This is a genomic window from Planotetraspora sp. GP83, from assembly GCF_041262585.1.
Lineage (GTDB): Bacteria > Actinomycetota > Actinomycetes > Streptosporangiales > Streptosporangiaceae > JAOEGB01.
In genome coordinates this window covers 141,271-158,199 of sequence record NZ_JBGCBZ010000009.1, presented here as the reverse complement: position 1 = coordinate 158,199, position 16,929 = coordinate 141,271, and the positions used below count along the sequence as shown (strand labels likewise).

General features: G+C 70.2%; 22 protein-coding genes and 1 riboswitch. Of the genes, 14 read left to right on the top strand and 8 right to left on the bottom strand.

Features of this window, described 5'->3' with window-relative positions; genetic code table 11:
- Nucleotides 1-327 precede the first annotated feature (327 nt).
- On the bottom strand, nucleotides 328-984 hold the full coding sequence (locus ABH927_RS15265; protein ID WP_370021961.1) for a GPP34 family phosphoprotein: 657 nt from the start codon (nucleotides 982-984) through the stop codon (nucleotides 328-330).
- Nucleotides 985-1,208: 224 nt separating this feature from the next.
- Nucleotides 1,209-1,574: an HNH endonuclease signature motif containing protein gene (locus ABH927_RS15260; protein ID WP_370021958.1), complete on the bottom strand. Its 366-nt coding sequence runs from the start codon at nucleotides 1,572-1,574 to the stop codon at nucleotides 1,209-1,211.
- Nucleotides 1,575-1,968: 394 nt separating this feature from the next.
- Between ABH927_RS15260 and ABH927_RS15255 the strand changes: the two genes are divergently transcribed.
- The 4 genes from ABH927_RS15255 (at nucleotide 1,969) to ABH927_RS15240 (ending at nucleotide 4,518) form a co-directional block, all read left to right on the top strand.
- Nucleotides 1,969-2,460: a DUF2975 domain-containing protein gene (locus ABH927_RS15255; protein WP_370021956.1), complete on the top strand. Its 492-nt coding sequence runs from the start codon at nucleotides 1,969-1,971 to the stop codon at nucleotides 2,458-2,460.
- Nucleotides 2,460-2,681: a helix-turn-helix domain-containing protein gene (locus ABH927_RS15250; protein WP_370021954.1), complete on the top strand. Its 222-nt coding sequence runs from the start codon at nucleotides 2,460-2,462 to the stop codon at nucleotides 2,679-2,681. The genes ABH927_RS15255 and ABH927_RS15250 overlap by 1 nt, the downstream gene beginning before the upstream one ends.
- 269 nt (nucleotides 2,682-2,950) lie before the next feature.
- The gene (locus ABH927_RS15245; RefSeq protein ID WP_370021952.1) at nucleotides 2,951-3,556 is read left to right on the top strand and encodes a TenA family protein; all 606 of its coding nucleotides are present in this window, start codon (nucleotides 2,951-2,953) and stop codon (nucleotides 3,554-3,556) included.
- An 83-nt stretch (nucleotides 3,557-3,639) separates the two neighbouring features.
- Complete coding sequence (locus ABH927_RS15240; RefSeq protein ID WP_370021950.1) at nucleotides 3,640-4,518, top strand: Fpg/Nei family DNA glycosylase; 879 nt, start codon at nucleotides 3,640-3,642, stop codon at nucleotides 4,516-4,518.
- A gap of 3 nt (nucleotides 4,519-4,521) precedes the next feature.
- On the opposite strand, the gene ABH927_RS15235 is transcribed toward ABH927_RS15240, so the two are convergent.
- Complete coding sequence (locus ABH927_RS15235; protein WP_370021948.1) at nucleotides 4,522-4,896, bottom strand: cupin domain-containing protein; 375 nt, start codon at nucleotides 4,894-4,896, stop codon at nucleotides 4,522-4,524.
- Between the two features lie 87 nt (nucleotides 4,897-4,983).
- On the opposite strand from ABH927_RS15235, the gene ABH927_RS15230 reads away from it, so the two are divergent.
- From ABH927_RS15230 to ABH927_RS15220, 3 genes are all read left to right on the top strand, one after another.
- Nucleotides 4,984-5,442 (top strand): MarR family winged helix-turn-helix transcriptional regulator, encoded by a 459-nt coding sequence (locus tag ABH927_RS15230; RefSeq protein WP_370021946.1) that lies wholly within the window; start codon nucleotides 4,984-4,986, stop codon nucleotides 5,440-5,442.
- Between the two features lie 61 nt (nucleotides 5,443-5,503).
- Nucleotides 5,504-5,827, top strand: a complete 324-nt coding sequence (locus ABH927_RS15225; protein WP_370021944.1) for a rhodanese-like domain-containing protein — start codon at nucleotides 5,504-5,506, stop codon at nucleotides 5,825-5,827.
- A 45-nt stretch (nucleotides 5,828-5,872) separates the two neighbouring features.
- A riboswitch (TPP riboswitch) is annotated at nucleotides 5,873-5,995 on the top strand.
- The gene (locus ABH927_RS15220; protein ID WP_370021943.1) at nucleotides 5,985-7,361 is read left to right on the top strand and encodes a cytosine permease; all 1,377 of its coding nucleotides are present in this window, start codon (nucleotides 5,985-5,987) and stop codon (nucleotides 7,359-7,361) included. (Overlaps the previous riboswitch by 11 nt.)
- 166 nt (nucleotides 7,362-7,527) lie before the next feature.
- On the opposite strand, the gene ABH927_RS15215 is transcribed toward ABH927_RS15220, so the two are convergent.
- The gene (locus ABH927_RS15215) at nucleotides 7,528-8,091 is read right to left on the bottom strand and encodes a methylated-DNA--[protein]-cysteine S-methyltransferase (RefSeq protein ID WP_370021941.1); all 564 of its coding nucleotides are present in this window, start codon (nucleotides 8,089-8,091) and stop codon (nucleotides 7,528-7,530) included.
- 103 nt (nucleotides 8,092-8,194) lie between these two features.
- On the opposite strand from ABH927_RS15215, the gene ABH927_RS15210 reads away from it, so the two are divergent.
- The 3 genes from ABH927_RS15210 to ABH927_RS15200 all read left to right on the top strand — a co-directional run bounded on the left by ABH927_RS15210 (nucleotide 8,195) and on the right by ABH927_RS15200 (nucleotide 11,415).
- Nucleotides 8,195-10,096 (top strand): PAS domain S-box protein, encoded by a 1,902-nt coding sequence (locus ABH927_RS15210; protein WP_370021939.1) that lies wholly within the window; start codon nucleotides 8,195-8,197, stop codon nucleotides 10,094-10,096.
- Between the two features lie 137 nt (nucleotides 10,097-10,233).
- Nucleotides 10,234-10,686 carry an ATP-binding protein gene (locus ABH927_RS15205; RefSeq protein WP_370021937.1) on the top strand — a complete coding sequence of 151 codons (453 nt, stop codon included), beginning with the start codon at nucleotides 10,234-10,236 and terminating at the stop codon, nucleotides 10,684-10,686.
- 168 nt (nucleotides 10,687-10,854) lie between these two features.
- Nucleotides 10,855-11,415, top strand: a complete 561-nt coding sequence (locus ABH927_RS15200) for a hypothetical protein (protein ID WP_370021936.1) — start codon at nucleotides 10,855-10,857, stop codon at nucleotides 11,413-11,415.
- Here the strand turns inward: ABH927_RS15200 and yidC are convergent.
- The 3 genes from yidC to ABH927_RS15185 all read right to left on the bottom strand — a co-directional run bounded on the left by yidC (nucleotide 11,397) and on the right by ABH927_RS15185 (nucleotide 12,880).
- Nucleotides 11,397-12,059 carry a membrane protein insertase YidC gene (gene yidC, locus ABH927_RS15195; RefSeq protein ID WP_370021934.1) on the bottom strand — a complete coding sequence of 221 codons (663 nt, stop codon included), beginning with the start codon at nucleotides 12,057-12,059 and terminating at the stop codon, nucleotides 11,397-11,399. The two genes, ABH927_RS15200 and yidC, sit on opposite strands and share 19 nt — an antisense overlap.
- A gap of 322 nt (nucleotides 12,060-12,381) precedes the next feature.
- Nucleotides 12,382-12,711, bottom strand: a complete 330-nt coding sequence (locus ABH927_RS15190) for a DUF6412 domain-containing protein (RefSeq protein WP_370021932.1) — start codon at nucleotides 12,709-12,711, stop codon at nucleotides 12,382-12,384.
- A 1-nt stretch (nucleotide 12,712) separates the two neighbouring features.
- Nucleotides 12,713-12,880: a hypothetical protein gene (locus tag ABH927_RS15185; RefSeq protein ID WP_370021930.1), complete on the bottom strand. Its 168-nt coding sequence runs from the start codon at nucleotides 12,878-12,880 to the stop codon at nucleotides 12,713-12,715.
- Between the two features lie 255 nt (nucleotides 12,881-13,135).
- On the opposite strand from ABH927_RS15185, the gene ABH927_RS15180 reads away from it, so the two are divergent.
- Together ABH927_RS15180 and ABH927_RS15175 are read left to right on the top strand one after the other, a co-directional pair.
- On the top strand, nucleotides 13,136-13,837 hold the full coding sequence (locus ABH927_RS15180) for a response regulator (protein ID WP_370021928.1): 702 nt from the start codon (nucleotides 13,136-13,138) through the stop codon (nucleotides 13,835-13,837).
- Nucleotides 13,834-14,952, top strand: coding sequence for a sensor histidine kinase (locus tag ABH927_RS15175; protein ID WP_370021926.1), 1,119 nt, complete (start codon nucleotides 13,834-13,836; stop codon nucleotides 14,950-14,952). Before ABH927_RS15180 ends, ABH927_RS15175 begins: the two co-directional genes overlap by 4 nt.
- Before the next feature lie 12 nt (nucleotides 14,953-14,964).
- On the opposite strand, the gene ABH927_RS15170 is transcribed toward ABH927_RS15175, so the two are convergent.
- Nucleotides 14,965-15,393, bottom strand: a complete 429-nt coding sequence (locus tag ABH927_RS15170) for a hypothetical protein (protein ID WP_370021924.1) — start codon at nucleotides 15,391-15,393, stop codon at nucleotides 14,965-14,967.
- A 225-nt stretch (nucleotides 15,394-15,618) separates the two neighbouring features.
- On the opposite strand from ABH927_RS15170, the gene ABH927_RS15165 reads away from it, so the two are divergent.
- The gene (locus tag ABH927_RS15165) at nucleotides 15,619-15,969 is read left to right on the top strand and encodes an STAS domain-containing protein (protein WP_261584628.1); all 351 of its coding nucleotides are present in this window, start codon (nucleotides 15,619-15,621) and stop codon (nucleotides 15,967-15,969) included.
- A 6-nt stretch (nucleotides 15,970-15,975) separates the two neighbouring features.
- The gene (locus ABH927_RS15160) at nucleotides 15,976-16,743 is read left to right on the top strand and encodes a glycosyltransferase family 2 protein (RefSeq protein WP_370021922.1); all 768 of its coding nucleotides are present in this window, start codon (nucleotides 15,976-15,978) and stop codon (nucleotides 16,741-16,743) included.
- Nucleotides 16,744-16,929: the final 186 nt, after the last annotated feature.

Genomic DNA, 16,929 nt, shown 5'->3' with positions numbered 1-16,929 from the left:
ACGGGCGGCTGTCCGGTCGGCCCGATAGTCGCGTACCAAGTAGGCAGGCGCAGGCGCGGGGACGGGCGGGTGTTCCGGCCGGCAGTGACAGTCGCGGTCTGGTGAGGCCGCGTTCGCGGCCCTTCGCGGGCGAGGTGGTCTCTGGCACGGTCTTACGCCGGCCTCCACACCCACCCGCCCCCGCTCACGGCCGACTGCCGTTGAGGTGAGGAGGGCGACAGCCGTACGACGCGAGCGCGGCCACCCGGCCGGAGGCGAACGCTTCCAGACTCTCTGGCGTTTGCCAGAGGTGTTGCTGGCCGGCCGTCGGCCGCCGGTTGCCGGTGGTCAGCCTCCGCTGCTGGCGGCGCCCGCTGCCACGGCTGCGGCGACCCCGGCGGCGACCGCGGCGTGGACGGAGGCGATGGTCTTCTTGACGGCCGCGCCGGCCCACTCTCCCTCGGCAATCTCCTTGATCCGCTCCTTCCGGGCGTGCGGGAACGCCTTCCGGTCGAGCTTCGCGGCGTTCAGGACGGCGACGAGCGCGGCCAGCCGCTCGTCGGGCTCCGCCCCGGCCAGCACGCTCTCGACCCGCTGCCGGATGCCCTGCTCGACGCTCGCGTCCAGCGCGGGGTAGCGCCTCGACGGGAAGAGGCCGAGGACCTTCGTCTCCTGCTCGGTCAGGACCCCCTGGTCGGCGAGGCGGGAGAGGAGCCGCTTGCGCAGCTTGTTGCCGTTGAGCTTGCCGACCCACCATTCGGGCTTGTGGTCGCGCGACTCTCCGGCCATCCGGGCCAGCGCGGCGTCCAGCTCGTCGTCCCCGAGGGGGCTCGCATCGCGGACGACCAGCTTCTTGCCGTCGAGGTCGATGCGTCCGTTGACGGCGAGTTCGGCGACGATGGCCCCAGCGAGGGCGGCGTCAAGCTCGGTCGAGCCGATCTGCGGCTTGCCGGTGTCGTCCCGGTAGGCGAGGAGCAGGACTTCCTCTGCGATCGTGATACTCACGCCCTGAGACTACGCGTCACCTCCGCTGAAGAAAGGGCTCCCAATCGGATCGGGATGCTCGGCCGGCGTCGTGGGCCCACATGCCCTCAGCGTCGCCCGTGCGGCTCAGCCCCTTTGCAGAGCTCAGCGTCGCCCGTACGACTCAGCCTGTTTGTACGGCTCGGTGTCGCCGGTTCGGCTCAGCTTGTTTGTACGGCTGGGTGTCGCCTGTGCTTGTGTGCGGTTCAGCATCGGAATCGGTTGGCGTAGCGGCCTTTTCTGCCGAGGTGGATGAGGGTCCAGGTGCTGTCGTCGTTGCGGCGGACGGTGTAGCGCGCGGGCGCGGCTTTGTCCCGGTTGTGCCAGGTGCAGGCGGGTGCGAGTTCGTCGAGGTCGGTGACGCCGTCGTCGACCCAGCCTTTGACGTGGTCGATTTCGGACATGTCGGCGGGGATGGGGCAGCCTTCGCAGTAGCAGGTGGCGTAGCGGGCCATGAGGGCCTGCCGTTGCGCCGTGGTGGCCAGCCGTACGGCGCGGCCCATGTTCAGGATCTGGCCCTCAGCGCCCACGAGCATGCGGACGAGCTTGGAGGTCCGTGCCAGCCGCTGCACGTCAGAGATCGGCAGCAACTGCCCGGTCGCGATCAGCAGCCCGGGAGCGAGCCGATCCGGGATATGCCCGCACCTTCCACACGCCGCGTCCCCGGGGCTTTCGCCCGTGCCTCTGCTTCCAGCACTTGCTCCGGCTGAACTCGTGCCCGCGTTGTCGCAGCCCTCGCCCGCCGGTCTGTCACTGGTGTTCGCGCTAAAAGATCTACCTACGGCCTGAGAGGTTCACCCGCTGGCCCACCGCTATCACTGCGGGGAGGGCCAGGGCGACCGGGGGCTGCCCAGGGCACAAGCACCACGAAGATCACGATCTACAGCTGCCGTGTCTGTCCCAAACCTTTGCTTCACTTATCGAAGTTCGATAGATTCCCATCGTAACTCGATGGAAGGATGGGCCATGGGAAAGCTGGCAGTGCGTGCGCTTCGCGCCGTGCTCGTGGTGGTGCTCGCCGGCACCGTGTTCGTACAGGCAGGGATGGTGTGGGTGTTGATCAGCGGGAGCGACCCGGAGGACGGGTCGCTTCCGCTGACCCCGCTGCGCGTGATCACGATCCTGGGCATGGTGTCGGTCCAGGTCGCCCTGGTCTGCGTATGGCGGCTGGTGACGATGGTGCGACGCGGAACCGTGTTCTCCCACGCCGCCTTCCGGTACGTGGACGTCGTGATCGGCGCGATCGTGGCGGCTGCCCTCCTGTGGTTCGCGGTCACGGCCCTCAATGCGCCGGGCCAGCGGGCCGACCCGGGCGTCACCGTCATCATGGGCGGGGTTGGCCTGGCCATCCTGGGGGTCGCGCTCATCGTGCTCGTGCTGCGGATGCTGCTCGCCCAGGCCGTCGCGCGCGACGTCGAAGCGGCGCAGATGCAGGCCGAGTTGGACGAGGTGATCTGATGCCGATCGCCGTCGACATCGACGTGATGCTGGCCAGGCGGAAGATGTCCGTGGGCGAGCTCGCGGACCGCGTGGGGATCACGCCCGCCAACCTGGCGGTACTCAAGAACGGCCGCGCCAAGGCGGTGCGCTTCACGACGCTCGCCGCGCTCTGCGAGGTGCTCAAGTGCCAGCCGGGCGACCTGCTGCGCTGGGAGGCCGAGGACGCCGCGGGCGGATGACGTGCCCCAGGGTGGGCGTGAAAACGCCTGGCACCACCGGCCCGTGACGGCACGTGGAGCCTGATAGTCGCGCAGGCCTGAGAGCAGATGCCCAGCACGTCGAGGGCGACATCGTCCGGGCGATCATGGAGGAGGACGGACTGGAAGGAGATCCGGAGTGCGCGATCAAGCAAATGCTTCGACTCTCGACCCGGACCTCGCCTGAACTCGGGAGGAGGTACGGCGAGCACGCGCGCCCGATGGTCCGCCGCCTCTGGAATGGTTGATTCATGACGATTTCTCGCGAGCTGCACGAGATCGGCAGACCCCTGCTCGACGCCCAGCTCGCCCATCCGACGGTGCGGGGCATCGTGAGGGGTGATCTGCCGGTGCCGGTGTTCCGGTCGTGGCTGGAGCAGGACTACCTGTTCCTCCTCGACTACGTGCGGGTGTTCTCCAGGCTGGCCTGGCAGGCTCCGGACGGCCATCTCGGCGACCTGGTTGACCTGGCGCATCTGACCTGGCACGACGAGCTGTCCCTGCACCGGTCGCTGTCCGCCCAGTTCGGAGCCGATCTCGACGGCGCGGTCAAGGGTCCGGCCTGCGCCGCGTACACGGCCTTCCTGCTGCGGTCGGCGGCCGACTACGCCGACGGCCTCGCCGCGCTCTATCCCTGCATGTGGGGATACTCCACACTCGGGCGGATTCTCGCCGAGAACCCGCCCACGGAGCCGCGCTACCGGGCCTGGGTGGACACCTACGCCGATCCCGGATTCGCCGCGCTGGCCGAGCGGATCGCCGTGATGATCGATGAGGCGGCCCCCGACCCCGACCGGGCGAAGGCGCTGTTCACCGAGGGGATGCACCACGAGCTCGCCTTCTGGGACGTCCCCTGATCGTCCACAGGCTGTGGAAACGATCGAGGCTCTCGTCCGCGTCCACTCGCGAACGCCGATCGCCGCCGATTACTGTGGAGGGCATGCCGGAGCTACCCGAGGTGGAGGCGCTCGCCGAGTTCCTCCGTGAGCGTGCCGTCGGCCATGCCGTCCTGGGTGTCGACGTGGTGGCGATCCAGGCGCTGAAGACCTTCGACCCGCCTGTCACCGCGCTGGGCGGGCTCACCGTCACCGGGGTGACCCGGCACGGCAAGTTCCTCGATCTCGATGTCGACGGCCTGCACTTCGTCACGCATCTCGCGCGCGGCGGGTGGCTGCGCTGGCGCGACGACCTTTCGGGCGCGAAACCCGTCCGCCCCGGCAAGAGCCCCCTCGCGGTGCGGGTACGGCTCTCGCCCGACGAGGACGGCAGGGCGCCCGGGTTCGAGCTCACCGAGGCGGGCACCCAGAAGCGCCTGGCCGTCTACGTCGTGAGAGACCCCCAGGACGTCCCGGGCGTCGCGAGCCTCGGCCCCGATCCGCTGGCCGCCGATTTCACCCCCGACGCGCTCAAGGCCATCGTGGGCGGGAGCCGTACGCAGATCAAAGGGCTGCTCCGGGACCAGAAGGTGATCGCCGGGATCGGCAACGCGTACTCCGACGAGGTGCTGCACGTGGCCAAGATGTCCCCCTTCAAGATCGCCGCGACGCTGACCGACGCCCAGATCGCCGGCCTGCACGAGGCGATCGTGACGACCCTGCGTGACGCCGTGGGGCGAGCCCGGGGGCTGGCCGCCAAGGACCTCAAGTCGGAGAAGAAGTCGGGCCTGCGGGTGCACGGCCGTACGGGCGAGAAGTGCGACGTGTGCGGCGACACGATCCGGGAGGTGTCGTTCGCCGACTCGTCGCTGCAGTACTGCCCGACCTGCCAGACAGGCGGCAAGCCCCTCGCGGACCGCCGCCTGTCCCGCCTGCTCAAATAGGGATCAGGCCGACCACGGTGGCGTGATCGTCTGGTCGCCGATGAAACCCTTGATCCCGGCCGTTGTGCAGCAGATGAACTCCGCCGGCTCGGTGTCCGAGGTGTTGCCGAGCCGCCCAGGGGTGTTGGCGGGGAAGATCACCGCATCGCCCGGCCCGGCGACGACGGGCCTGCCGCCGATCGTCCCGGTGACGGTGCCCTTCAGCACGATCAGGATCTCCTCGTGGGTCAGGCTGTGCTCGGCGCCCACCTTCCCCGGCGGCAGCTCGGCACGCCAGACGGCCAGCTCGGTGGATCCTCTGGACGGCACCGCGAGCGGCCGGAACGTGACCCCGTCGAACTGGAAGGCCGGCGCGTCGGCGAGCGTGGCCACTGTCATCACTTACCTCCTGATATGGTCAATGCAGTTGACTAATATCCCGATAAGGTAAATCAGGTTGACCATCTGGTCAAGGGGGGCGCTGGCATGATCCGCAGACGAGGCGAGATCCCGCTGCTCATCGCGATGGCCTATCGCGTCATGACGGACGAGTTGCACGCGGGGATCGAAGCGGAGGGGCGCGAGCCACTGCGCCCCGCACACGGGTACACCTTCCGGTTCCTGCTCGGCCGAGATGACGCCACCACCGTCGATCTGGCCGACCACCTCGGGGTCACCAAGCAGGCGGCCTCCAAGATCGTGGCTGAGCTGGAGGGCTGGGGCTACGTGGAGCGGCGCCCGCATCCGACGGACGGCAGGGCCCGCGTGCTGGGCCTCACGGCGAAGGGCCGGACCTATGTGGAGCACGCCGACGAGCTCTGGGGGCGGGCCGAGGACCGATGGGCGTCGATCATCGGGCCCGACCGTCTCGACCGGTTGCACGAGGACCTTCGCGCCTTCGTGGACGCCTCCGGAGGCCGGGCAGCCCTCCGCCCTGTCTGGTAGCGCTGGGGCTCCAGGGAGGCATCGAGCCCGCGCGGGGCGGCGCGACATGGATACTGGGCGCATGACGATGCCGGAAATCGCGGCGAAAGCCGTACCTGATGACGCGTACCTGCTGGACGTTCGCGAACTCGACGAGTGGCGGGCGGGCCATGCGCCGGAGGCCGCGCACATCCCGCTGAACGACCTCCAGCAGCGGGTCGGCGAGGTGCCGCAGGGGCGGCCCGTCTACGTGATCTGCCGGGTCGGCGGACGCTCGGCCCACGCGACCGCCTGGCTGAACCACGTCGGCTGGGAGGCCGTCAACGTGGACGGCGGCATGCAGTCGTGGGCCGCCGCCGGACGTCCGATGGTGAGCGAGACCGGCCAACCCCCTTATGTCGCGTAGATCTTTGGACATTTGACCCTTTGATGCCATAATCCGGTACGACATTTCAGATACCGCGGGAGCTCGGGCGAAACCGGGCTGAGAGGGCGGCTCCTCCACGAGGCGCGCCGCCGACCGCATGAACCTGTCCGGGTAATGCCGGCGTAGGGAGTGTGCGATGACGTCCGCCGTCGTTTCCCCCGAGTCCCCCGAGTCCCCCGAGCACGCGGAAGTGCCGCTGACCCTGGACGAGGAGGCCCCGAAAACTCTGGGCCTGCTCGACCAGGGGTCCTTCTGGGCCAACCTCGGCGTCAGCCTCCTCGGCTTCTCCGGGGCGCTGCTCCTCCTCGACCCGCTCACCGGCAAGCCGCTCACCTTCACGGGGGCCGTCCTCGCGGCCGTCGTCGGCAGCCTGATCGGGACGGCCATGGTCGGCCTCGCCGCGATCCCGGGCGCGCGGACGGGTCAGCCTGCGATGGTGCTGCTCCGGGGGCTCTTCGGGGCGAGGCTGTCCTACGTTCCGACCGTGCTGAACATCGTGCAGATGCTCGGCTGGGGCGCCTTCGAGCTCTGGGTCATCGCGACCGGGGCCCAGGCCGTCTTCGGTACGGCGGTGCCGTACAAGGTGTGGGCGATCGTGGCCGGGGCCTTGACGATCGCGCTGACGATCCGTCCGCTGGGCGCGGTGCGGATCCTGCGACGTTACGTGACGGCGGGCGTGGTCGTCGCCATGGTCTGGCTCTTGGTAGCGCTGTTCAGCAGGGGGCCGTCGCTGGCCCACGGCTCCTGGGAAGCCTTCGCCCCCGCCGTCGACTACGTGATCGCGCTGTCGGTCTCCTGGGTGCCGATGGCCGCCGACTACGCCCGGCACTCCAGGTCGAGCGCCGCCGCGTTCACGGGAGTGGTCGGCGGATACACGATCGCGCAGGTCGCCTGCCTGGCCCTGGGCATCGCCGCGCTCGCGCTCGTCGGCAACGACGGGAACAGGGTGTGGGAGCCGTTCGTGGCGGCGCCGCTGGGGGCGCTCTTCTTCGGCATCCTGGTGCTGCGCGAGGTGGACCAGTCGTTCGCCAACGTCTACTCGACGACGGTCTCGATCCAGAACCTCCTGCCGCGCGTGGACCGGCGGATCATCTCGGTCGCCATCGGCGTGCTCACGACCGTGATCGCGCTGTTCGTGGACGTGAACTCCTACAGCGCGTTCCTGAGCGTGATCGGCGCCGTCTTCGTCCCGATGTTCGCCGTCCTCGTGGTCGACTACTTCCTCCTCCAGGGGGCCGCCCGGTGGAACACGGCCGGCGACGCGCCGTCGCGCTGGCTCATGGTCGTGCCATGGGTCCTCGGCTTCGTCGCCTACTGGATCGTCACGGCCACGCCGACGGTCGGCTGGTGGGACACGATGTGGGGCCACGTGCGCTCGGCGATCGGGTTCGTCCACCAGCCGTGGATGAACGCCGCGCTCGCCGCGTTCCTCGTCGCAGCCCTGGTGACGCTGGCACTCGGATCCCTCACCCGCCGGGCCTCCCGCGCCTTTACGGGGCGATCAGCTGGCTGAAGAACAGGACCGCCGCGCCTGTTGCGGCGCCTCCTGCCAGGACGCTTTCCGGGAGACGCCGACGGCTCTCGTCCGGCGACCAGGGGTGCGTCGGCGGCCGGCTGATCGCGTCGCCTGGCGTCGTGTGAGTCAGGTCGGTGTTGTGGGAGAGGCTGGGGAAGCTTGTCTAGGAAAGGGCGCCTTCGAGGCGGAGGAGTTGCTCCTTGGCGGCGGGGCCTCCGGCGTAGCCGCCGAGGGCGCCGGACGAGTCCACGGCCCGATGACACGGCACGAAGACGCACACGGGATTGCCACCGAGGGCGTTGGCCACCGCGTGCAGCGCCTGCGGCCGCCCGATCCGCTCGGCGATTTTCTGATATGTCGTGACGCTGCCGTACGGCACGGCGAGCATCATCTGCACGACCGTCCGGGTGAAGGAGCTGACGAGCTGGAGGTCCACAGGCGTCGAGAAGGTCCGGAGCCTGCCCGCGAAATACGCGTCAAGCTCGCGCTTGACCGGGTCGAGGCGGCGGGGATCGGGCCCGATGAACGACCCGATGGCCCTCGACACGCGTGCGAAGACCGCGTGCTCGTCGTCGTAGCTGCAGGCGACCACACCGCGGCCGGTCACCGCGAGCGTGAGGCGCCCGACCGGCGTGTCGGTGGTCCCGAAGGCCACATCGGGAGGGGCTTCCCCCACGTAACCCGGCGCGGTCACACGGAGCAGGGCTTCGAGGTCCCCTGTGGACATGGCGCCCCACTTCCTGTCGCTACCTGAGGGAAGCGTATCGGAGGTGTCCCCACCCGGCGGAAAACCCCAAGATCACCTGAGGAAAGAAGGCACGATGGGGGGCGTGGGTGACACCAGGGCACACGACGCGGACGAGGACGGCATCGCCCGCGCCGTCGTCGCGAGCTCGCCCGATGCCATCGTCGCCCTCGACCGCGACCTGGCGGTCCTGAGCTGGAACGCCGCGGCCGAGCGGCTGTTCGGATGGCCGGCCGAGGAGCTGATGGGCAGGCGGGCGCCGATCGTCCCCGCCGAGCTGATGGCCGAGCACAACGCGGTGCTCGAACGCGTGCGGACCGGCTGCCCGGTGTCGCTGCGCACCCGGCGATTCCATCGGGACGGCAGGCTCCTCGACGTCCGGGTGGACACGAGCGCGCTGCGAACCGGTACGGGGGCGCTGCTCGGCTATGTCAACGTGTACCACCCGACCGAGGACGACGAGGCCGCCCGCGACCGGGTCGCCCGGCGCGCCCGGCTGGTGCGACGGCTCACCGACGTCGTCGGCGACATCAACTCCGAGCTCGACCTGCCCGTCGTGCTCGACCGGATCGCCGCCAGCCTCACCGAGCTCACCGGGGCCGACGCGGGCGGTTTCGTGTCGATCGACGGCGAGCGCCTCCGGCTGGTGGGTGTTCACCAGTTACCCGACTCCCTCCGGGGCGCCACCGCCGACCTGCACAGCAGCCTGGTCGGCAAGCTGCTGCGCACGGGCAAGACCGTGATGCTCGAAACCGGCCCCGAAGGCTTCCAGGACCTCATCTGGGCGCGGGTGCCCGGCCTGCACACCATCGCCGTCGGCATCGCGGCCGTGGGCGGGCGTCCCTATGGAGCGCTCTACGCGCTGTTCGCCAAGCGCAAGGCCAGCCATCTGGAGCTGGAGCTGCTGGAGCTCCTCGCCGGACACGCCGGGATCGCCGTCGGTAACGCCATGGCCTACCAGGACGCCGTACGGCAACGCGCCCACGAGCGAGCGGTCTTCGACGCCAGCGCCGACGGCATCGCCGTGCTGGACGAAGCCGGCGACGTCATCCAGTGGAACCCGGCGGCGGCCGAGCTGACCGGTTTCTCCGCCCACGAGGTGATCGGCGGCCCGCCGCCGTTCCCGCTACCCGCGCCGGGGGAGAAGCTGACCATCCAGCTGTCGTCCGGCCGCTGGCTGGACGTCCTCCGCGCGGAGATCCACGAGACCGGCGAGAGCGTCGTCGACTTCCGCGACGTGACCAGGGCCAAGGAGCTGGAGGAGGCCAAGGATCTGTTCCTGGCCACCACCAGCCACGAGCTGCGCACTCCGATCACGATCGTGCGGGGCTTCGCCAGCACGCTCGACTCCCGATGGGACCATCTGTCCGACGGCGAGCGCCGCTCCGCCGTGCACACGATCGCGGAGCGCGCCCGGTCGCTGGGTCAGCTCATGGACCACCTGCTGCTCGGCGCGCGGGCGGGCGCGGACGAGCTGAAGGTGAAGGTCGAGATCTTCGATCTCGCGGAGCGGGTCAGGGCGGCGACGCTCGGCCTGCCGGTCCTGTCCGACCGGCACCGGGTGGAGGTGGACATCCCGGACGGCCTGCCGCGCGTGTACGGCGACTCGCTCGCGACGGACATCCTCCTCGGGCAACTCCTGGAGAACGCGTTCAAATACTCCCCGGACGGCGGGCTGATCCGGGTCGAGGCCTGGCCGGAGGACGGCCGTGTGGTGCTCGTCGTGGACGACGAGGGCGTCGGCATCGCGCCCGCCGACCGGGACCGGGTCTTCGAGCGGTTCGTCCAGGCGGACAGCGGCAACCGGCGCAGGTTCGGCGGGGTCGGCCTCGGCCTCTACATCGTGCGCAGCCTCGCTAGGGCCCAGGGAGGTGACGTCACAGCCCTTCCCCGGCCCGGCGGAGGCACCCGGATGCGGGTCGTTCTGAACGGGGCGACCCCCTTACCTGATGCGACACACCGGAGCGGTAAGGAGGTAGCCACGTAAGAGCTGATCTATTGTCCAATGTGCACAAGCTGTGATCGGAGGCACGGTTTCCCGGACGATCGAACGGGGCATTTCGGTCGTACTGGAGACTAGTCTCCTGACGGGGAATCGGGGAGGTGGGTGCGTCGAGCGTCGTGATGTTGCCCTATGCACTGTCGAGCGTCGCCGTCGCACGTCAGCGCCTCAGTGCGGAGCTGCAGGGCGCCGGGATGCGCGCAGCCGCGGTGGACGACGCGGTGCTGGTCATGAGCGAGCTGGTCAGCAACTCCCTGCGACACGCGCATCCGCTCCCGTCCGGCCAGCTCAGAGTCGCATGGATCTGCTCCGAGAGCCAGATCGAGATAGCCGTGAGCGACGGGGGAGCCACCACCGAGCCACGGGCCGGCCGCCCCACGCTCTCGTCGCTGGGCGGCCGGGGACTCGGCATCGTGGAGTACCTCGCGGACCGCTGGGGAGTCCGCCACGAGGGCGACTTCACCACCGTGTGGGCCATCGTCCACGCCACCTGGCCCGCCCGAAACGGGCAGGCGCGAAAGACCGAAACCAGGGCCCAGAAGACCGGAACCCCCGAGCTTCGCGAGGTCGGCTAGCCCACTGGCGGCCCCCCGGGATAGCCCCCGGCCGGCTTTCGCCTGGCCATTCCGGCCCTTCGCCCGGGCCGACGAGACCCCGCTCATCACGGGCGGGTTGCGGAACTCTTCCGGCGTTGCCCAATCCGAAGACCACCCCTATAACCGTTTGGAACGTTAGGGGATGGAATGCGGAAAAGCGGATGGCGGCTCGGCCGCGCGCTGGGCGCGGCGCTGGCCGCGGCGCTGATAGCCGGCTTGGTGAGCGGAGCAGTGGCCCGCCTCCTGATGCGTGCGGTCGCGCTCGCCATGGGCAAGGACGGCCACTTCTCCCTGGGAGTGACCGTGGGGATTCTCGTCGTCTTCGCCGTGCTGGCCGTACCAGCCGCCGCGACCGCGACCGCGCGCCCGGCCATCAGCCGCAGCGGCCGATGGGCCACCGCGGCGCTTACCGGCTGGGCCTGCGCCCGGACCGGGGTGACCGACGGGCAGGCCATCGTCTTGGCCGATGACGGGCAACTGCCGCTTCTGGCCGCGCTCATCGTGGCCTTCGCCGTTGTCGTGGTGGCTCACGGTCGGCTCGCCCAGCAGATCATGCGGCGCTTCGCGAGACTGCCCTACGCTTCGCCCGGCGCCGCATCCGGCGCGCACCCCGGGCCGCACGCGGACGGGCCGGTACCTGAGACAGCGGTCGCCCCGGCCAGCGGACGGGCCGACGACCCCAAGGCCGTTCAGGCGGGGCGGGGATAGAGCACGATGCGTTCGGTGGTCGTCCAGGCGGTCGTGACGAGCAGGTAGAGACCCGCCGCGAGCGGAAGCACCGCTGCCGCGAGGACGGTCCCGAACGGCAGCAGCATCAGGAGCCGCCGCATCGGCACGCCCTCGTCCACTCTGCGGGAGGCCACCCACGCCGCCAGCACGAGCAGCGCGAAGAGGCCGAGGAAGACCAGTCCCGGCGCGCTGAACAGCCCCGCCCCGGCCAGCACCGCGCCGAAGTGCTCGCCGAGGGGCACGCCGAGCACGCCCTGCGCGAGCAGGAGGTTCGGATGGCCGGCGATCACGGCGGACGTGAACAGCCGGTAGGCCACCATGAAGAACGGCGACTGCGCCAGTGGCAGAAGAAGGCCGGAGGCCATCGACGTGCCCTCCTTCGCGTAGAGGGCGCTGACCTCCTGGCTCAGCCGTACGGGATCCTGGCGGAACCGCTTGCGCAGCTTCTCGACGTCAGGGGCGAGCCGCATCCGGATCCGCTGTCCCCGTGCGATGCGAATGCCGAGCGGGAGCAGGAGCAACCGAACGCCGAGCGTGAAAAGGACGATCGCGAGCACCGCTCCGGTGAGGTCACTCAGGGAACGGATGAGGTCGTAGGCGGGCACGAGCACAAAATCGAACATCGGCGGAGCCTTTCGTCTGGGGCCTGACATGTGCCGGGACGCCGAGCCGGACACGCGCAGCCCCGCCGAGGTCTGACCGGTCAGGCGAGGGCGGGACGCGAGCCGGACGTGCGCGCCCTCGCCAAGTTCTGGGCGGTGAGGCGGAGTCCAGGGCGCATGTCGCTCGGATGGCGTCTCATGCGAGACATGCCTGCGATGGGCATGCCCGCGGAGACGAGAGATGACGAAAGGCGCTCGTGATCACCCGCGTGGAGCCGCGCCGGGGTCGCGGAGCCGTACGGCACGTGCCTTGAGGGACGGGCCGCGAGGACGGGGCGAGGGATCAGGCGAGCGCCGGGCTTGCCGATGGGGCGCGGGGACGTGGACGGCCCGCGGTGCCGGGGTCGCGGAACCGGACGAACAGCATCCGGCCGTGCTGGAATCGCCACCCGGGCGACGGCTCGGGCGCGGTGACGCCGGCCAGGCGGCCGACGATCCAGGCGAACACCAGGACGGTGACGCCCGCCAGGCCGAGCGCGGTCACCAGGCCGAGCCCGGGAGAGCCGGCGAGCACGCCGGCGAACAACCCCGCGAGGAATCCGGCGAGGGACCCTACGCCGGATCCCATGCCGGACCCGGCGAGCGACCTGGTGGCGGCCTGGAGTGAGGTCACGTCAGCGGGACATCTTCCCGACGAGAGTGATCGCCGCGACGACCAGGAAGGCGATGATCGCGATGATGAACAGGAACTTCAGCGTCGCGAACAGCGCGGGGATCACGAATCCGAACACCAGCCACAGGGCCAGGATGATCCCCAGAACGGTCAGCACAGTACGGGCCATGACCACAAAGTACGCCGTGGCACCGACAGTCGCGACCTTGCGCGGCCAAGATTGACCGCTTTGTCCGCAAGTGCGGCGTAGAGCCCGCTAGCTCTTCCGCAAAGACGCGTGGCTCAGCGCCGGGGCGACAGCCGTACGGCACGCATCGGCACCTGCCCGGCCGGCCTTACGGTGTGATGACGTGTCTCGGAGAACACCCCGGCGCGGCCATACCGTGAGGGTGTGCCTTCTCCACGGACACGACCTAGGAGTGAGATGACTGGAAACGCCGCCGCGCGCGTGCTGGTGGTCGACGACGACCCGACCGTGGCAGAGGTCGTCGCCCGCTACCTGGAACGGGACGGCCACGAGGTCGAATGCGTGGGCGACGGCGCAGAGGCGCTGCGGCGGGCCCTGGCCGACCCGCCCGACCTGCTCGTGCTCGACCTGATGCTGCCGAAGATGGACGGCCTCCAGGTGTGCAGGAAGCTGCGGGAACGCTGGCCGGTGCCGGTGATCATGCTGACCGCGCTCGGCGAGGAGATCGACCGGGTCGTGGGCCTGGAGACGGGGGCCGACGACTACGTCACCAAGCCGTTCAGCCCGCGCGAGCTCGCGCTGCGCGTCCAGTCGGTGCTGCGGCGGGCCCGGGGCGCGCTGGTCCCCACGGGAACCGGCGTCCTGCGCGACGGCGATCTCGTGGTGGACGTGGGCGCCCACGAGGTGCGGCTCGGGGGCGAGGAGATCACGCTGACCGCGCGGGAGTTCGACCTGCTCGTCTACCTGCTGCGCAACCCCCGCCAGGCGTTCAGCCGCACCGCGCTCCTCGACCAGGTGTGGGGCTGGTCCTTCGGCGACTCCTCGACCGTGACCGTGCACGTGCGCAGGCTGCGGGAGAAGATCGAGCCCGACCCGACCGATCCGCGGCGCATCGTCACCGTCTGGGGGGTCGGCTACCGATACGAGCCGATGACATGATCCTCCAGATCGTCGCGGTCACCGCGGGGCTCGGCCTGATCATCGCCGGGCTCGGCCTCGCCCTGCTGCGGGTGCTCCGCCGCCGCTCGATCGGCGTGATGCTCGCGGTGGTCGCCGTCGTCACCGTCACGGCGACGCTCGCCGGGGTCGTGGCGATCACGCTGGAGATGGTCATCGACGGTCGCCCGAAGAACATCGTGCTCACGGTCGTCGCCATCGGAGGGCTCGTCGGCCTCGGCGTCGCGCTCGTCAACGCGAGGCGGGTGGTGCTGGCCAGCAGGCGCGTCGTGGAGGCGCTGGAGAAGGTGTCGCCCTCGGGCCGGTTCAGCCCACCGGAAGGGCCGCTGCCCGCCGAGCTGCAGACCATCAGCACGGCGCTGGAGCAGGCGTACGAGCGGCTGCGCCTCGGCCGGGAGCGGGAGCGCGCCCTGGAGAGCGCCCGGCGTGAGCTGGTCGCGTGGGTCAGCCACGACCTCCGGACTCCGCTCGCCGGGATGCGGGCCATGGCCGAGGCGCTCGAGGACGGTGTGGCCGGCGACCCGGACACCGTCAAGCGCTATCACACACAGATCCGGCTGGAGGTGGATCGCCTGTCGGGCATGGTGGACGACCTCTTCGAGCTTTCCCGGATTCACGCCGGCTCGCTGAGGCTGTCGCGCGGCCGGGTCGGGCTCGGCGACCTCCTCGCCGATGCTCTCGCGGGAGTCGAGCCCCTCGCCCGGGCCAAGCGGGTTCACCTGTCCGGCGAGGCCGACGCGGCCGTGCCCGTGAACGCGGACGCCGGAGAGCTCGGCCGGGCCGTACGCAACCTGGTGGTCAACGCCATCCGCCACACCCCCGCCGACGGGACGGTCTCCGTCCGAGCGGTCGCCGACGGGGGGATGGCAAGCCTCTCCGTGCTCGACTGCTGCGGAGGGATCCCGGAGGACGACCTGCCGCGCGTGTTCGACGTGGCGTTCCGCGGCGAGGCCGCCCGGACCCCCGGCCCGGACGGTGGCGCGGGGCTCGGCCTGGCCATCGCCCGGGGCATCGTCGAGGCGCACGAAGGCGAGATCGGCGTGGTCAACGAAGGTCCCGGCTGCCGCTTCGAGATCAGGCTGCCGCTCTCACCCTGACCGTGCCGGGAGTCATGGATCGCCCTGGTGCCGGAGCCGTTCATCCTCCTCGGGGCTTCCGGGGTGGTCGTACGGCACGAACGCCTCGGCCATCGCCCGGAACGTCGGGCAGGGCCACCGCCACATGCAGCTCCGGCAGCGCAGAATCGGGTTGGCGGCGTCACTGGTGATGCCGCCCGCGTCTCTCGGCTGGTGGAGGTCGAGCAACCGGATGCCCAGCTCCAGGAAGCTCAGCAGCTCCTCGCGGGCCGCGGCGAGGAAGTCCAGGTCCTCGCCCGCCAGTCTCGCGCTGATCGGGACGTACCCCTCGCGGTTGATCAGCGGCCGGAGTGGCGCGGCGGCGTCACGCCATGAGGACGCCTTCTCTGTGCGGACCTGGATGACCTCCAGCCGCTCCCGTAGCCTCCGACGCTGGGGATCCTCGGGAAGTTCAGTGTTCATTATGCTGTCGGGCCCACTGTGCTCGGCGCCCGCCCTCCTTCACGAAGTGACGACCAAGACGCGGAGGTTCCGGGCCCCCCTTCCGGCAAAGCCGGTGTCGCATACCGTTAAGCTTCGCGCACTCCGCGTTTACTTGCCCACGGAATCGGGGACAAAGGGCGGACGACTCTTCGGTAATTCCGTAGGAGCGTGACCCGGGGCCGTCACGACGCTAGTGTGCGCCTCGTGGAGCTCAAAGTCGCGACGCAATCCCACGCCGGTCACGCCGTCATGGCCGTCTCCGGCGAAATTGACCTATATACCGCTCCCCGGCTGCAGTCGGAGTTCACCCGGCTGCTGGAAACCGGGCCGGACCGAGTGGTCATCGACATGTCCGGAGTGGAGTTCTGCGACTCCACCGGCATGAACGTGCTGCTGTCCGCGCTCAAGCGGCTACGCGAGCGTGGCGGCAGCCTGGAAGTGGCGGCGCCGAGGCCGGCGGTACGGAAGATCCTCCAGGTCACCGGCCTGGACTCGGTCTTCACCGTGCACGAGGCCGTGCCGGCCGACGTGCTCACGGCGGAACAGCAGGGCTAGACACACATGGGCGAGCTGGTGGTGCCGACTCCGGACACCGCGGTCGTGATCCCGGCCAAGGACGAGGCCGACCGGATCGGCGGCACCGTGGCGGCCGCCCTGAAGCTGCCCGGCGTGGATCTCGTGGTCGTCGTCGACGACGGCTCGGCCGACGAGACCGGCCGGGTGGCCAGGGCGGCCGGCGCCCGTGTCGTACGGCACAGCCGCAACAGGGGCAAGGCCGCGGCGATGGAGAGCGGGGCGGAAGCCGTACGGCTCCTCGATGAGGGCGTGCCGCGGCACCTGCTCTTCCTCGACGCGGACCTGGGGGACACGGCGGGGGCGGCCCTCCCGCTGATCGTCCCGGTCCGTTCCGGCTCGGCCGACATGACCATCGCCACGTTCACGACCCGGGTCAAGCTCGGTGGTCACGGCATGGTCGTACGGCTGGCCCGCGACGGAATCAAGCGGCTGACGGGCTGGGCGCCGACACAGCCACTCAACGGGCAGAGATGCCTGACCCGGGAGGCGTTCGAGGCGGCGCGGCCACTGGCCCACGGGTTCGGCGTCGAGACGGGCATGACGGTCGACCTGCTGAGGAAGGGCTTCCGGGTCGTCGAGGTGGAGGTCGACATGGCCCACCGGGCCACCGGGACCGACTGGCGGGCCCAGTTGCACCGGGCCAAGCAGCTCCGCGACGTCGGCCGCGCCCTGACCGTCCGCGAGCCCACGGTTCAGAGCGTGGTCAAGCAGGGCGTCGACGCCCTCCGCCCCCGCCTCAAAGACCGTCCGTGATCATGCACAGATTTCCGCGTGCCCTGGCTGAGCAGGTCCAACGCCGCTCGTGATCATGCGTAGATTCCCGATCCGGGCGTCTAAGCAGGGGTCTCCGCTTTCGTGATCTGGTACTCCCCTTGTGCATGATCACCATTGGCTCCCGCCCAGTTAGATGCCGTACTGCGGGAAGGTGTGCATGATCAC

Bases quoted from the DNA above. Each gene is read 5' to 3' on its own strand.
- ABH927_RS15160 (WP_370021922.1), top strand. From the start codon at position 15,976: ATGGGCGAGCTGGTGGTGCCGACTCCGGACACCGCGGTCGTGATCCCG.
- ABH927_RS15225 (WP_370021944.1), top strand. From the start codon at position 5,504: ATGACGATGCCGGAAATCGCGGCGAAAGCCGTACCTGATGACGCGTAC.
- ABH927_RS15250 (WP_370021954.1), top strand. From the start codon at position 2,460: ATGCCGATCGCCGTCGACATCGACGTGATGCTGGCCAGGCGGAAGATG.
- ABH927_RS15215 (WP_370021941.1), bottom strand. From the start codon at position 8,091: ATGTCCACAGGGGACCTCGAAGCCCTGCTCCGTGTGACCGCGCCGGGT.
- ABH927_RS15220 (WP_370021943.1), top strand. From the start codon at position 5,985: ATGACGTCCGCCGTCGTTTCCCCCGAGTCCCCCGAGTCCCCCGAGCAC.
- ABH927_RS15235 (WP_370021948.1), bottom strand. From the start codon at position 4,896: ATGACAGTGGCCACGCTCGCCGACGCGCCGGCCTTCCAGTTCGACGGG.
- ABH927_RS15185 (WP_370021930.1), bottom strand. From the start codon at position 12,880: ATGGCCCGTACTGTGCTGACCGTTCTGGGGATCATCCTGGCCCTGTGG.
- ABH927_RS15205 (WP_370021937.1), top strand. From the start codon at position 10,234: ATGTTGCCCTATGCACTGTCGAGCGTCGCCGTCGCACGTCAGCGCCTC.
- ABH927_RS15255 (WP_370021956.1), top strand. From the start codon at position 1,969: ATGGGAAAGCTGGCAGTGCGTGCGCTTCGCGCCGTGCTCGTGGTGGTG.
- ABH927_RS15180 (WP_370021928.1), top strand. From the start codon at position 13,136: ATGACTGGAAACGCCGCCGCGCGCGTGCTGGTGGTCGACGACGACCCG.
- ABH927_RS15200 (WP_370021936.1), top strand. From the start codon at position 10,855: ATGCGGAAAAGCGGATGGCGGCTCGGCCGCGCGCTGGGCGCGGCGCTG.
- ABH927_RS15175 (WP_370021926.1), top strand. From the start codon at position 13,834: ATGATCCTCCAGATCGTCGCGGTCACCGCGGGGCTCGGCCTGATCATC.
- ABH927_RS15240 (WP_370021950.1), top strand. From the start codon at position 3,640: ATGCCGGAGCTACCCGAGGTGGAGGCGCTCGCCGAGTTCCTCCGTGAG.
- ABH927_RS15230 (WP_370021946.1), top strand. From the start codon at position 4,984: ATGATCCGCAGACGAGGCGAGATCCCGCTGCTCATCGCGATGGCCTAT.
- ABH927_RS15245 (WP_370021952.1), top strand. From the start codon at position 2,951: ATGACGATTTCTCGCGAGCTGCACGAGATCGGCAGACCCCTGCTCGAC.
- ABH927_RS15170 (WP_370021924.1), bottom strand. From the start codon at position 15,393: ATGAACACTGAACTTCCCGAGGATCCCCAGCGTCGGAGGCTACGGGAG.
- yidC (WP_370021934.1), bottom strand. From the start codon at position 12,059: ATGTTCGATTTTGTGCTCGTGCCCGCCTACGACCTCATCCGTTCCCTG.